Below are 13,227 nucleotides of genomic sequence, written 5' to 3' on the forward strand. Positions count from 1 at the left end.
TCACCGCGTGCCTCCGTCGATCTCCTCGTAGAGGCGCGAGACGTCGATGCCTTCCGTGGACGCGTACTTGGCGGGCTGATGCTGGTAGCTGGCCGGGGCGCCGAAGGCAGTGAGGAAGACGAGCTTGCCGAAGGTCATGCCCGGATACACGCGCACCGGTCGCGCGGCGCGGATCTCCAGCGTCCAGCGGATCGCATGGCCCTGGTGTCCGAGGGGAGCCGAGACGTGAACCCAGATACCCAGGGACCCGGTGGTGCGGTCACCGTTCAGTAGCTGCGCGTACGTCTCCGAACCGGTCCGCTCCAGCGTGATGCCGAGGTAGAGCAGGCCAGGACGCAGCACGAGGCCGGCGTCGGGGATGGGCTGCTCGGTGAAGGCGGTGGGAGTCGCGGCGTCGAGGTTGCCGTCGCAGACGCGGATCGTGTCGCCGAGCCGCCAGTCGTAGGCGTTGGTGGAGACGCGGCTGGGTTCGTATGGATCGATGGTGATCTCGCCGGCCTGGACGGCGTCGGCGATGGCGGAGCCGGTGAGGATCACGATGCCACCGCCCGGAGTCGGGCGAGGTCTCGCCAGTAGGCGGAAGGCTGCGGTCCTGCGGCAGCCTGGTACTTGCCGCGATAGAGGTCGATGGCGCCGGTGGAGACGAAGAATATGATCTGCCCGATCGCCATGCCGGCGTACACGCGCAGCGGTCGGATCGGGGTGAGCATGAGCGTCCACTGACCGTGGAAGCCGATGTCGCCGATGGGGGCGGTGATCTCGACGAAGAGGCCGAGACGTCCGACGGAGGAGCGACCGAACAGCAGGGGCACGAAGGTGTCGGAACCGACCTCTTCGAGGGTGTGGCCGAGGTAGAGCTCGCCTGGCTGGAGGATGTGCCCGTCCGAGCCGATGCTGGTCTCGCTTGTGGGGCTGGGCCGGTGTGCGTCCAGGACCGTGCTCGTGTAGGTGAGCAGGGTGGAGCCCAGACGCACGTTGTAGCTGTTGGGGTTGACCTGGTCGGCGGCGAACGGGGTGATGCGGAGGCGGCCGTCATGAGCGGCAGCGGTGATTTCCGGGCCGGTGAGGATCATGAGCTGCCTCCTTCCGCGGTGTCGGGAGCGGTGAGGACATGCTGGACGGCCTGGTCCAGGCGCAGGCCGGCCTCATATGTGCGTCCGCCGAGGTAGGTGTCGGCGAGGTAGTCAGTGGTCAGCACGGTGGTGATGGCGTCCGGCAGGGGATTGGGGGCCGTAACGAGCGGGCCGGTCTGAGCGGTCAGATCTGACAGCAGGCCACGGAGGCCGCTGTGTGCCGGCTCAGGTACGTGGGCGTGTACCAGCTGGTTGGCGAACGGCTCGATGGAGAGCAGGTCGCCCTGGGTGAGTGTGTCGCCGAGCGGGACGGCACGTAGTGCCGTCTCGTTGAGGATGACCGCGTCTGCCCCGAGTGCCGTACGCAGGCGGGCGGTGAGGTCCACGAGCAGGCTGCGCCGGTCGAGGGGCTGGTGGCGGTACGCCGGACTGATCGGGCCGAGGACGGCGGTCAGCTGCTGCTTGACGTCGTCGATGGGGGAGCGTAGATCCGCAAGCTCCATGGGAACGACGCTCGGGGCCCGATTTGGGAAGGATGTAGTGCCCGCACCCCATCCCGTGCCCACGGGCGTGGCGATCGCATAGCCGTCGGCGAGTTCCCGGCCCTTGACGACCAGGGTGCCGTCGACTCGGACCGGCCCGTACTGATCGCTGTGGCAGTGCCCGGCGAAGACCACGTCGAGGAACGGACAGGCCGCCGCGAGTTTCCGGTCCTCGTCGAAGCCGGAATGGCTGAGCAGGACCCAGCTGTCCACCTCGTGGTGGTGAGCGAGAATCACCTCGCGCAGGGACGGCAGGGGATCGGTGACGCATTGGCTGACGCGCTGGGCGGCCGGGATCGAGTGGAAGGCTTGCTGGCTGATCACAGCGGTTACGCCGACGCGCCGTCCATCGATGTCGGCGATGTACAGGCGGCGGAACAGAGCGTCGCCGGTGTAGGCATCCACGGCATTGGTGCAGACAGTGCGCCGGTGAAGGCCAGGTTCGAAGTGGTGGAGCCAGCCGTGGTTGCCGGGGGCCAGCACGTCGTACAGCCTGAGCAGGATCTCCCGCTCGATCGTGCCGCGGGCGAGGCGGTAGTACCCGCTGCCTTCGAAGAAGTCGCCGCAGTCCACGATGAGTGAAGTCGGCCGCAGCGAGTGGAGGTGGGTCAGGAACGGCGCGGCGTTGTCGAAGGCGGAGTGGACGTCCGTTGTGGCGACGATCTGGCGCAAGTTGCGGCCGTGGGTGGTCATGGGGTGACCTCGCAGATGTCGGCGCCCAGGCTGTGGAGCTTGCCGGGCAGGTCGGCGTGGCCGCGGCGGAGTTGGTCGAGGCCACCGAGGGTGGTGACGCCCTGGGCGGTGAGGCCGGCGACCATGAGGGCGGATCCGGTTCGGATGTCGGTGGCCTCCACGCCCGTCCCGGTCAGCCGTTGAGGACCGGTAAGGCGGCACTCGGTGGGGGAGGTCTCTTCGATGTCCGCTCCGAGGCGGGCCAACTGCGGCAGAAGATTGCCATGGCGACCCGGGTTGATGGCGTCGGCGAACAGGTGGGTACCGGGCAGGCCGAGGGCCAGTGCCATGAGTGGTGGTTCGAAGTCGGCGTCCAAGCCGCCCGGGCTGAGCGAGGCGGTGGCCCGTAAGGGGCGGCTGACCAAGCGGCCGTCCTGGGTGTTCACGGTGAGAGTGTCCGCCTCGCTGACGGTGGAGATGCCCAGTCGGTGCAGGGCGGCCACGAGGGGGCCCAGGTCGTCGGCTCGCGCGCCTCGGATGCGCGCGCTTCCGCCGGTGGTGGCGACTGCACAGGCGAGTGTCCCTGCCTCCACCTTGTCTCCCGGCACTACCCATGCGGCGTCGCTCGGTGCCGAGGGGGGCGGCGAGAGGGCGAGCAGGCGCTCGCCGACCCGGGTTTCCCAGCCCGCCGCCTGCAGGGCCTCCAGCGCATACAGCACTTCCGGCGAGAGATTGGGCTCGCCCAGCCGCAGAGGCCGGCCGGTGGTTACGGCTCGAAGCAGGGCGGCCACAGTCGCCCCGCGCGAGCGGAACGGCAGCACCAGGGACACGGTGCCATAGCGACGTCTGGCGGCCTCGACGCGATATCCGGAGTCATCCAAGACACTCCGGTCGCCGAATGCCTCGTACACCTTGAAGTGCAGATCCATCCCGCGTGCGCCGATCCGGCAGCCTCCCGGCCATGGCAGCCGTGCCTCTCCGTGCCGGGCGAGCAGGGCCGGCACCAGGTAGTACGAGGCACGGATACGCGCGGCCTGGGGCAGGTGGGGGCGCACGGGCTGGTTTTCAGTCGGCAGAATCACCGCCGCAGTCGGCTTCCCGACCGGCTGCGCAACGTGCCAGCCCGACTCTTGGAGCAGCGCGAGCATGGTCTGCACGTCCGTGTTGGCAGGAATGTTGCTCAGCCTCACCGGACAGCCGAGGGCAGCCGCGGCGGCCACCAGCGGGAGCGCCGCGTTTTTGGAGCCGTCGACAGTCACAGTGCCGGTGAGCGGTGGGCCCGGACGTACGGCGATCACCTCGGCGGCCACGCCGGGGACGCGAGTGGTCGTCATCAGCAACTCCTCTGTGTAACAAGGGGGGACACGATCGGATGGTCCGGATGGGTGGGCAGTGCGATCTCGGCCCAGCAGCACTTCCCGACCGCCGTCGGCTCGACGCCGTATCGATCCGCGAGCGCGGCCACGAGGAACAGACCTCGGCCGCTCTCGCTATACGGATCTGGGAGACCCGGCCGGGGCAGCTCCGGGCAGTCGTCGCAGACTTCGATCCGCAGTGACTGCTCGTCGAGACGGACGGACAGGGAGACCGGGCCGGCTTCGGCATGCCGGACCGCGTTGGTGACGAACTCACTGATCACGAGCTCGGCGGTGTGCACCACCTCGTTGCCCAGCACCGTGTCCCAGCCCTCTATCGCGTCCACGGCCCAGTGTCGGGCGGCGGTGACCGCGGTCGGTGTGGCGGATACGGAGAGTGCGAACTGGTGCGCTTTCACGAGCTGCCTCCAGGGTCGGTGCGGCTGCTCCAGGCAACCGCTCCGGAGGCAAGCGGGACCATGCCGTGTGCTGGGGCCGCATCACTTATGCAGGAGCTGCATCGCGGCCAATGGACGCTCGGTTACGCTCGATTGAGCAGGCAGGATCGGCGACGGCAGAAGGGGCCGTGGCACAGATGGCCGACGCACAGAGTGAAGCCGGACGGATCGGCGAAGTCATCCGTCAGGCACGCGTGTTACAGCGGCGCTCGCAGAAGGACGTTGCCACCGCACTGGGCTACCACCAGTCGAAGGTGAGCCGCCTGGAGAACGGCAGGGGCACGGAGGACGTGCGCGTGCTGCGCGAGATCGCGAAGGTACTGGACATCCCACCGCAACGCCTCGGCCTCGCCGCTGCCCCCGACGCCAGCCCCAGCGATCCCGGAACCGAGGACATGCACCGCCGCACCTTCCTTGCCGCGAGCGTCGCCGCGCTGGCGGCGACGCCGACGCCGACCGTGGCGCACCACGACCTGATCCAGGTCCTGCTGCCGGGACCGAGCCCCGCCGCCACCTGTGACTCCTCCGGTATCGACGAGCTGCGGGAGCGAGCGCGGACCGTGCGCCGGCTGTTCTGCACGTGCGACTACGCGAAACTGGAGCAGGCCCTGCCGGGCCTCATCGCCGACCTGCGCCAGGTCGTCGGCGGCTCCTCCGGTTCGGCGGAGGCGTCCGGGTTGCTCGCGACCGCCTACCAGACGTCGGTGAGCCTGTTGCTGAAGCGAGCCGACCAGGGCAACGCCTGGCTCGCGGCCGGCCGCGCTATGGCCGAGGCGGAAAGGTCCGGGGACCCTGTCGTCCTCGCCGCCAGCGTCCGCGTTCATGCGCACGTGCTCGTACGGGAGAAGCACACAGCCCAAGCCGTGAACATGGTGCGCCACACCGTCGACCAGCTCAGCGGCTCCTACGACCAACGCTCGCCCCGATACCTGGCAGCGGTCGGCCTGCTGCTGCTCCGCGGAGCAACCGCCGCAAGCAGAAACGGCGACCGCGACACCACTCAGGGCTTCCTCACTGAGGCCAAAGAGGTGGCCCGCTACGTAGCATTCGATCGGCCGGACGACTGGGCGAACTTCAGCTCGACCAACGTAGCCCTGCATGAGATCAGCGCGGCTGTCTCATTCGGCGACGCCGGTATCGCCCTCCATACTGCTCGCCCCCTCATGCGGCGGCACATCCCCGTCCCTGAGCGACGGGCCGCGCTCTGGGTAGAGGCCGCCCGCGCCTACAGTCAGCAGGGCAGACTCGCCGACGGCTACCAGGCGCTACGCATCGCCGAGAGCTGCGCAGCACAGGACGTCCGCCGCCCGGCCGTACGTGAACTGGTCGCCGACATGGCAGCCCGTGACCGTCGCCGGGCACTGCCCGAGCTCCACCACTTCAGCCGCCAACTGGGAGTGCCCGCGTGAGTGACCAGCACGACAAGCCGTTCCTCCAGATCGTGGTCTGCGCGGCCGGGGTCGCCGCCGACGTCGGCCGGCTGATCACGGCAGCACAGGAACGGCACTGGGACATCGGCGTCGTAGCCACCCCGCAAGGAGTCGGCTTCCTTGATGCCGAGGCGGTCGAGGCCCAGACCGGCCGCCCCATCCGCTCGGCCTGGCGGTCACCGGGTGAGCCACGCCCGAGCCGGCCTGCGGATGCGATCGCGGTCGCCCCGGCCACCTTCAACACGGTCAACAAGTGGGCCGCTGGAATCTCCGACAATCTGGCGCTGGGCATCCTGTGCGAGGCGCCCGCCATGGGCGTTCCGGTCGCCGTGTTGCCGTACCTGAACTCCGCCCAAGCCGCCCATCCTGCGTACCGCCGGAGTCTGGACCTGCTGCGAGAGATGGGCGTCCTGATCGGCTCCTATGAGCCTCACCGGCCGAAGGCGGGCGGCGGGGCCCACCGCTACCGCTGGGAGGAACTGCTGGAGCTGCTTGCCCCCAGGCTGTCCCTGCGGTCGTGATCAGCGCCCCCATGCTCGCGGCTGCGGGGACGAGACGGTGACCACCTCGTGGGCCGGAGTGTTGGGTGCTGACCTGGGCTTCCTTGCAAAAGTACGCCGCCGCCTGACCTGCCCTGGCCGGTCGGCGCGAGCTGCTGGCCCCGGCGGCGGTGGTACGTGGAGACCACCGCCGCGGGTAAGGCGGTCGTTGCCGTCCTGCCGCGCATGCAGTCGGCTGTCAGTCGAGCGGCACGCTTCTGATGACGTCCCACCGATAGGCACGTTCCTCGCGCCGCAGCTCCACCAACTGCACGTCCTGAACACGCAAATCGACCGATGGAAGATCCCGGAGGGCGGTGACGGCCTCGACGACCGGGACAGCAGGGCGTGGCCGGTTGTTGTAGGCCAGGCTCAGGTGCGGGCGGAACAACTCGGTCGGTTTGCGGGGAGCCAGCCCCAACAGAGCCATGGACCCGCTGAGGGCCGCATGGAGCGCGAGTACCGGGCCCCATGGCGCAACTGTCAGGCGTACGGCCCCCCGAGAACCCGCGAGCGGGACCGCCCGCAGGCGGAAGGCTGCCGGGAGAAGCGGGGCCGCCGCGCTGATGACGTCATCGAGACGACTCAGCGGCAGCGTTGCGGCGGAAGCGAAGCGTGTGAGCGTGACGTGCAACCTGTCGTCCGGGACCGGATCCAGGCCGAGCGGCGCGAGGTACTGCTGACAGCGACGGGCGAGGTCGGCCAGTGCTGGGCTGTCGGGGAAGGTGAGCATCCAGTAGTACGCCCGGGTCTGCGCCGTCCAGCCGGGCCGGTCCCAGTGATCGACCATGGTCTCCACGGAGTCGAAGGCCGTCTGGTCGTGCACCGCGATTACCGCCGGGTCACTCAGGTCGGCCGGTGGGCGGGCAGGGAAGGCAGCGGGATCGGCGCTGAGCTGGATGTGCGGCCAAGGCACCCGGCGTCTCCTTCGCGATCATCCCGCCTCGGCAGGCGGGAGCTGACAGCCCCGAGCGCGGAGCTGTTCGCCATACTCGCGCACGGCCGACCGGGTTCGCCAAGGGGCTACTCACACCCGGGGGAGCCGCGCCCGAGCTGAGCTGCGGATGCGATCGCGGTCGCCCCGGCCACCTTCAGTACGCAGCCCTGAACCAGACCGGCTCAGGGCCACACCAGGCAATACGGCTGATGCCCCGCCTCATGCAGCCGATGGCTGAAGTCCTGCCACTCGTGCAGCAACTGGTACACATTGAACGCGTCCCGCGGCCCGCCCCGGTCCGGGACCGTCGACCAGATGAAGGCCGCCGCGCCGACCGCCTCCTCGCCGATGCCGCGCAGGGGGTCGACGACGGTCATCGGGAGTTTCACGACGGCGTAGTCGGGGTGCAGGACGACCAGTTCGAGGGGCGGGACCTTGTGCAGGGGGACGCCCTCGATGCCGGTGAGGACCATGGCGGCCATGGTCTCCGGCTTGATCTTGGTGAACATGCCGTTCATCCCGAGCTCGTCGCCGCCGAGTTCCTCGGGGCGCATCGAGATCGGGACGCGGGCCGCGGTCGCGCCGTCGGGCGCGCCGAAGTACTTGTAGGTCACCCCCACCCGACCACCATTCCTGCTCCCCGCCCCCAGCCGGTCGGCCCGCCCGTCGAGCCGGTTCGGCTCGTCCGGGGTGCCGTGTGCCTGACGTGCTTCGGTCGATTCCTCCGCCTCGCGTCGGTGCCTTCCCCGCCGGGCACGTCGAGGACCCAGGTCGTCGGTCCCCTCGCCCAGTCCGCCACCGCGATGCATATCTCCACCCGACTGCTTTTCTAGGACGCGTGGCCCCCGCCGCGCAACCCGATCATCGTGTCAGTGACCTCCCCCACGGCCGCTCGCCGAAACGTGCGGTCGGACATATGCCGGGCGTACGTCCGCCGTACGCCCGTCGCATGTCCGTCGTCCGTCCGCGGAACGGCCGGCAGCCCTTCTCCGCGCCGCCCGTGTGAGCTGCGTGGACGGGCTCCAGTCTGGCAGACGGCACGGCGGTCGGGCGGGTTGTCTACCCTGAATGAGGTCTCCCAGGGCAACCAGGGGCCGAGCGGGAGCCGAGCAGGGGCCGAGCCAGGTCCATGCCGGGTCCGAGAAGTCGGAGAAGGTCGAGAAGGTCGGAGAAGTCGCAGGTCATGAGCGAACTGGCATACCCATACGAAGCACCGGCCTCGCAGGCTCTGTTCGACCGCGCGGCGGCCGTCACGCCCGGCGGCGTGAACTCCCCGGTGCGGGCCTTCCGTGCCGTGGGCGGCACGCCCCGGTTCATGGTGTCCGGCACCGGGCCGTACCTGACCGACGCCGACGGCCGGGAGTACGTCGACCTCGTCTGCTCCTGGGGGCCGATGATCCTCGGGCACGCCCACCCCGAGGTGATCGCCGCCGTGCAGGACGCGGTCGCGCGCGGGACGTCGTTCGGCACGCCCGCCGAGGGCGAGGTCGCCCTCGCGGAGGCGATGGTCGAGCGGGTCGCCCCGCTGGAGCAGGTGCGGCTGGTGTCCAGCGGGACCGAGGCCACCATGTCGGCCATCCGGCTCGCCCGCGGGTTCACGCGGCGCACCAAGGTGATCAAGTTCGCCGGGTGTTACCACGGTCACGTCGACTCGCTCCTCGCGGCGGCCGGCTCCGGCCTCGCCACCTTCGCGCTGCCCGACACCCCCGGTGTCACCGGCGCCCAGGCGAGCGACACGATCGTGCTGCCGTACAACGACATCGACGCCGTGCACGCCGCCTTCGCCGCCCACCCCGGCGAGATCGCCTGCGTGATCACGGAGGCCTCGCCCGGCAACATGGGCGTCGTGCCGCCGCTGCCCGGGTTCAACCAGGGGCTGAAGGACGCGTGTGCGGCCAATGGCGCGCTGTTCGTCTCCGACGAGGTGATGACCGGGTTCCGGACCAGCCGGGCCGGGTGGTACGGGGTGGAAGGGGTCGTTCCCGACCTCATGACCTTCGGGAAGGTCATGGGCGGTGGGTTCCCCGCCGCCGCGTTCGGCGGGCGGGCCGACGTCATGGCGCACCTCGCCCCGGCCGGGCCCGTCTACCAGGCCGGCACCCTCTCCGGGAACCCGGTCGCCACCGCCGCCGGGCTCGCCCAGCTGCGGCTCCTCGACGACGCCGCGTACGCCAAGGTCAACGCCGTGTCGCAGCAGATCCAGGGCCTCGTCACCGAGGCGCTCGGCAAGGAAGGCGTCGCGCACACGCTGCAGACCGCCTCCAACATGTTCTCCGTGTTCTTCACCGACCGGCCGGTCACCGACTACGAGGGCGCCAAGGCGCAGGAGTCCTTCCGGTTCACCGCCTTCTTCCACTCGCTGCTGGAGAACGGCGTCTATCTGCCGCCGTCCTCCTTCGAGTCCTGGTTCGTGTCCACCGCGCACGACGAGCGGGCCGTCCAGCGCATCGCCGACGCCCTCCCGGCGGCGGCCCGCGCGGCCGCGGAGGCCACCGCGTGAGCGCCGGGGACGACAGGGACGACAGGGACGACATCACCGTCGTTCACGTGATGCGGCACGGCGAGGTCGAGAACCCCACCGGCGTCCTCTACGGCCGGCTGCCCGGCTATCACCTCTCCGAGCTGGGCCGGCGCATGGCCGACCGGGTCGCCGAGCACCTCGCCCCGCGCGACGTCACCTACGTCGTGGCCTCCCCGCTGGAGCGGGCGCAGGAGACGGCGACGCCGATCGCCAAGGCGCACGGACTCGACCTCGGCACCGACGCGCGGCTCATCGAGGCCGGCAACGTCTTCCAGGGCAAGACCTTCGGCATCGGCGACGGCGCGCTGCGCCGGCCCGGCAACTGGAGGCACGTGGTCAACCCGTTCAAGCCGTCCTGGGGCGAGCCCTACGTCGACCAGGTCGTGCGCATGATGGGCGCGCTGGACGCGGCCCGGGACCGGGCCCGCGGGCACGAGGCCGTGGTCGTCAGTCACCAGCTGCCGATCTGGACGCTGCGGTCGTACGTCGAACGGCGGCGGCTGTGGCACGACCCGCGCAAGCGGCAGTGCACGCTGGCGTCGCTGACGACGTTCACGTACCGGGGCGACCGGATCGTGTCCGTCGGCTACACCGAGCCCGCCCGTGACCTCGTCCCGGCCCACCTCCTCGCCGGGGCCAAGCCGGTCAAGGGGCAGGGCAAGGCGTACGGGGCCTGACGGCTGGCCCGGCGGTCGGTCCGACAGCCACGGGCGGCGGTCGGTCCGACAACCACGCGCGGCGGTCGGTCCGACCCCCACGCGCGCAAGCGCCCGTACGTGACGCTCGTTACGGAATCCGCACAGATTTCCGGAACCCGCACGTTCGTCACGTCCTCTGACTGAGTGACCACCAGAGGACGTGACGAACGAGGTTGCGATGCGCACTTCTACCCGCACTCTCACCCGCAGGGGGATGCTCGGACTCGGCGCGGGCGCCGCGGCCGCGGTCGGGCTCGCGGGCTGCGGTTCCGGCTCCCACACATCGTCGGACGGCTCGCACCAGGCCGGCGGTTCCGGGAAGCCGTCGCCTTCCGGCAGCAGCAAGGCCCCGGCCCGGCCCATCGGCGACGGCTCCACGTCGTACACCGGCAAGCAGCCGCACCAGCCGGACGCGCCCGTACCGCTGGAGCCCGGCCAGACACCGCCGCAGTTCGTCGTCTTCTCCTGGGACGGGGCGGGGGAGGTCGGCAACGGGCTCTTCCCGCGCTTCCTCGACCTCGCCCAGGAGCACGGCGCGCACATGACCTTCTTCCTCTCGGGCCTGTATCTGCTGCCCGAGTCGAAGAAGCGCCGCTACGAGCCGCCGAACAACCCGCGCGGCGCCTCCGACATCGGCTACCTCACCGACGCCCACATCAAGGACACCCTCAAGAACGTCCACCGGGCCTGGCTGGACGGGCACGAGATCGGCACCCACTTCAACGGCCACTTCTGCGCCGGCGGCGGCACCGTCGGCAACTGGACGCCTGCGCAGTGGCGCAGCGAGATCGACCAGGCGAAGTCCTTCGTGAAGGAGTGGCGGACCAACACCGGCTGGACCGACCTGCCGTCCCTGCCCTTCGACTACGACAAGGCGCTCGTCGGCGGCCGCACGCCCTGTCTGCTCGGCCAGGACAACCTGCTGCCCACCGCCCGCGAGCTCGGCTGGCGCTACGACGCCTCCTCGCCCGGCGGCCGTCAGGTGTGGCCGGCGAAGAAGGACGGGATCTGGGACCTGCCGTTGCAGCAGATACCTTTCCCCGGGCACTCCTTCGAGGTGCTGTCCATGGACTACAACATCCTCGCCAACCAGTCGGTCAACTCGACGAAGGCGCCCGCGCACAACTACCCGGGCTGGCGCGAACAGGCCACGAACGCGTACATATCGGGCTTCAAGCGGGCGTACGAGTCGAACCGGGCACCCTTCTTCATCGGCAACCACTTCGAGGAGTGGAACGGCGGCATCTACATGGACGCCGTCGAGAACGCCCTCAAGCACATCGCGCGGGAGAAGGAGAAGGGCGAGGACATCCGGCTCGTCTCCTTCCGCCAGTTCACCGACTGGCTGGACGTGCAGAAGCCGGAGGTGCTGGCAAAGCTCCGCACCGTCGAGGTGGGGCAGCAGCCGGCCGGCGGCTGGAAGACCTTCCTCAAGGAGGCACCGGCTTCCTCCGGAAGCGCCGCCTGAAATGCGGGTTTCCGCCCGTGAGGGGGGTGCGCAAGATCCCCGGAACGGACATGCGAAACTTTTCACATGAGTGCCGCCAGCCGCGCCCCCCTGCGCTCGAACCGCACCGCCGCCCGCGTCCGTCGCCGCGTCGCCCTGACCACCGGCGTCGCCGCGGTCGCGCTGCTCGCCACCGCCTGCGGCTCCGGCGGCACTTCGGGAGGTGGCGGCAACACCGGCTTCGTCACCGGCGCGGACGGCATCTCCACCGTCGACAAGGGTGAGCGGGCCGACGCCCCCGACCTGTCCGGCGAGACGGTCGACGGGGGGCAGCTGGACGTCGACGACTACAAGGGCAAGGTCGTCGTGCTCAACGTCTGGGGGTCCTGGTGCCCGCCCTGCCGCGCCGAGGCCAAGAACTTCGAGAAGGTCTACCAGGACGTCAAGGACCAGGGCGTCCAGTTCGTCGGCATCAACACCCGCGACACGTCCACCGGCCCGGCCCGCGCCTTCGAGGAGGAGTTCGGGGTCAGCTACCCGAGCCTGTACGACCCGGCAGGCAAGCTGATGCTCCGCTTCGAGAAGGGCACCCTCAACCCGCAGGCCATCCCCTCCACGCTCATCATCGACCGGGAGGGCAAGGTCGCGGCCCGCACCCTCCAGGCGCTCAGCGAGGAGAAGCTCCGCAAGATGCTGGAGCCGTACCTCAAGGACGCCTCCGCCTCCTCCGGCTCCTCCGCCTCCTCCGGCTCCTCCGCCTCCTCCGGCAAGTCGGAGACGTGACGTGTCCGCAGTGACCACGCTCGCCGCGGAGGGCTTCAACGGCACGGTGCTCAACGGCGCCCTGCTGGTGGCCCTGCCCATCGCGCTGCTCGGCGGCCTCGTCTCCTTCTTCTCGCCCTGCGTCCTGCCGCTGGTCCCCGGCTACCTCTCCTACGTGACCGGGGTCACCGGCACCGACCTGGCCGAGGCCCGGCGCGGTCGGATGGTCGCGGGCGCGTCGCTCTTCGTTCTCGGCTTCACCGTCGTGTTCGTCTCCAGCGGGGCGCTGTTCGGCTTCTTCGGCGAGACGCTCCAGGAGAACAGGGGCGTCCTGACCAAGGTGCTGGGCGTCTTCATGATCCTCATGGGTGTCTTCTTCATGGGCCTGATGCCCTGGCTCACCCAGCGCGAGTTCCGCTTCCACAAGAAGCCCGTGAACGGCCTGCTCGGTGCCCCCGTGCTGGGCGCGCTGTTCGGCATCGGCTGGACGCCCTGCATCGGTCCGACGCTCTCGTCCGTCCTCGTGCTCTCCGCCGACCAGGGCACCGCCGGCCGCGGCGCCATACTGACCGTCGCCTACTGCGTCGGCCTGGGCCTGCCCTTCGTGCTCGCCGCGGTCGCCTTCCGCAAGGCGCTCGGCGCCTTCGGCTGGATCAAGCGCCACTATGTCTGGGTGATGCGGATCGGCGGCGTCATGATGATCGCGACCGGCCTGCTGCTGCTGACCGGCGTGTGGGACAGCATCGTGCAGGACATGCAGACCTGGTCCAACGGCTTCACTGTAGGGATCTGA

At 70.0% G+C, this 13,227-nt stretch carries 14 protein-coding genes; 7 read left to right on the forward strand and 7 right to left on the reverse strand.

Annotated elements, in window-relative coordinates:
• The 5 genes from ACFCZF_RS05265 to ACFCZF_RS05285 are packed head-to-tail and all read right to left on the reverse strand — an operon-like array spanning position 1 to position 4,061.
• Positions 1-537, reverse strand: a complete 537-nt coding sequence (locus ACFCZF_RS05265; protein WP_376670503.1) for a deoxycytidine triphosphate deaminase — start codon at positions 535-537, stop codon at positions 1-3.
• Positions 534-1,073 (reverse strand): dCTP deaminase, encoded by a 540-nt coding sequence (gene dcd, locus ACFCZF_RS05270; RefSeq protein WP_376670504.1) that lies wholly within the window; start codon positions 1,071-1,073, stop codon positions 534-536. The genes ACFCZF_RS05265 and dcd overlap by 4 nt, the downstream gene beginning before the upstream one ends.
• A complete protein-coding gene (locus ACFCZF_RS05275; RefSeq protein ID WP_376670505.1) occupies positions 1,070-2,308 on the reverse strand; it encodes a metallophosphoesterase in 1,239 nt (412 codons plus the stop codon). Before ACFCZF_RS05275 ends, dcd begins: the two co-directional genes overlap by 4 nt.
• Positions 2,305-3,621, reverse strand: a complete 1,317-nt coding sequence (locus ACFCZF_RS05280; RefSeq protein ID WP_376670595.1) for a UDP-N-acetylglucosamine 1-carboxyvinyltransferase — start codon at positions 3,619-3,621, stop codon at positions 2,305-2,307. The genes ACFCZF_RS05275 and ACFCZF_RS05280 overlap by 4 nt, the downstream gene beginning before the upstream one ends.
• Positions 3,621-4,061, reverse strand: coding sequence for an ATP-binding protein (locus ACFCZF_RS05285; protein ID WP_376670506.1), 441 nt, complete (start codon positions 4,059-4,061; stop codon positions 3,621-3,623). Before ACFCZF_RS05285 ends, ACFCZF_RS05280 begins: the two co-directional genes overlap by 1 nt.
• A 176-nt stretch (positions 4,062-4,237) precedes the next feature.
• On the opposite strand from ACFCZF_RS05285, the gene ACFCZF_RS05290 reads away from it, so the two are divergent.
• Both ACFCZF_RS05290 and ACFCZF_RS05295 read left to right on the forward strand, forming a co-directional pair.
• Positions 4,238-5,509 carry a helix-turn-helix domain-containing protein gene (locus ACFCZF_RS05290; RefSeq protein WP_376670507.1) on the forward strand — a complete coding sequence of 424 codons (1,272 nt, stop codon included), beginning with the start codon at positions 4,238-4,240 and terminating at the stop codon, positions 5,507-5,509.
• On the forward strand, positions 5,506-6,051 hold the full coding sequence (locus ACFCZF_RS05295; RefSeq protein ID WP_376670508.1) for a flavoprotein: 546 nt from the start codon (positions 5,506-5,508) through the stop codon (positions 6,049-6,051). Before ACFCZF_RS05290 ends, ACFCZF_RS05295 begins: the two co-directional genes overlap by 4 nt.
• Before the next feature lie 217 nt (positions 6,052-6,268).
• On the opposite strand, the gene ACFCZF_RS05300 is transcribed toward ACFCZF_RS05295, so the two are convergent.
• Positions 6,269-6,985 carry a 2'-5' RNA ligase family protein gene (locus ACFCZF_RS05300; RefSeq protein WP_376670509.1) on the reverse strand — a complete coding sequence of 239 codons (717 nt, stop codon included), beginning with the start codon at positions 6,983-6,985 and terminating at the stop codon, positions 6,269-6,271.
• Positions 6,986-7,188: 203 nt separating this feature from the next.
• Complete coding sequence (locus ACFCZF_RS05305) at positions 7,189-7,626, reverse strand: hypothetical protein (protein ID WP_003974483.1); 438 nt, start codon at positions 7,624-7,626, stop codon at positions 7,189-7,191.
• Positions 7,627-8,189: 563 nt separating this feature from the next.
• Here ACFCZF_RS05305 and hemL point away from each other — a divergent pair.
• From hemL to ACFCZF_RS05330, 5 genes are all read left to right on the forward strand, one after another.
• The gene (gene hemL, locus ACFCZF_RS05310; protein ID WP_376670510.1) at positions 8,190-9,506 is read left to right on the forward strand and encodes a glutamate-1-semialdehyde 2,1-aminomutase; all 1,317 of its coding nucleotides are present in this window, start codon (positions 8,190-8,192) and stop codon (positions 9,504-9,506) included.
• 50 nt (positions 9,507-9,556) lie between these two features.
• Positions 9,557-10,204: a histidine phosphatase family protein gene (locus tag ACFCZF_RS05315; protein WP_375918771.1), complete on the forward strand. Its 648-nt coding sequence runs from the start codon at positions 9,557-9,559 to the stop codon at positions 10,202-10,204.
• Between the two features lie 199 nt (positions 10,205-10,403).
• Positions 10,404-11,693: a hypothetical protein gene (locus ACFCZF_RS05320; protein WP_376670511.1), complete on the forward strand. Its 1,290-nt coding sequence runs from the start codon at positions 10,404-10,406 to the stop codon at positions 11,691-11,693.
• A 66-nt stretch (positions 11,694-11,759) separates the two neighbouring features.
• Entirely contained in the window at positions 11,760-12,455 is a 696-nt protein-coding gene (locus ACFCZF_RS05325) for a TlpA family protein disulfide reductase (RefSeq protein WP_376670512.1), read from the forward strand.
• Between the two features lies 1 nt (position 12,456).
• Positions 12,457-13,227, forward strand: coding sequence for a cytochrome c biogenesis CcdA family protein (locus ACFCZF_RS05330; protein WP_376670513.1), 771 nt, complete (start codon positions 12,457-12,459; stop codon positions 13,225-13,227).

Source organism: Streptomyces sp. NPDC056296 (genome assembly GCF_042268605.1).
GTDB lineage: Bacteria > Actinomycetota > Actinomycetes > Streptomycetales > Streptomycetaceae > Streptomyces.

Bases quoted from the DNA above. Each gene is read 5' to 3' on its own strand.
- ACFCZF_RS05320 (WP_376670511.1), top strand. From the start codon at position 10,404: ATGCGCACTTCTACCCGCACTCTCACCCGCAGGGGGATGCTCGGACTC.
- dcd (WP_376670504.1), bottom strand. From the start codon at position 1,073: ATGATCCTCACCGGCCCGGAAATCACCGCTGCCGCTCATGACGGCCGC.
- ACFCZF_RS05325 (WP_376670512.1), top strand. From the start codon at position 11,760: ATGAGTGCCGCCAGCCGCGCCCCCCTGCGCTCGAACCGCACCGCCGCC.
- ACFCZF_RS05275 (WP_376670505.1), bottom strand. From the start codon at position 2,308: ATGACCACCCACGGCCGCAACTTGCGCCAGATCGTCGCCACAACGGAC.
- ACFCZF_RS05280 (WP_376670595.1), bottom strand. From the start codon at position 3,621: ATGACGACCACTCGCGTCCCCGGCGTGGCCGCCGAGGTGATCGCCGTA.
- hemL (WP_376670510.1), top strand. From the start codon at position 8,190: ATGAGCGAACTGGCATACCCATACGAAGCACCGGCCTCGCAGGCTCTG.
- ACFCZF_RS05315 (WP_375918771.1), top strand. From the start codon at position 9,557: ATGCGGCACGGCGAGGTCGAGAACCCCACCGGCGTCCTCTACGGCCGG.
- ACFCZF_RS05290 (WP_376670507.1), top strand. From the start codon at position 4,238: ATGGCCGACGCACAGAGTGAAGCCGGACGGATCGGCGAAGTCATCCGT.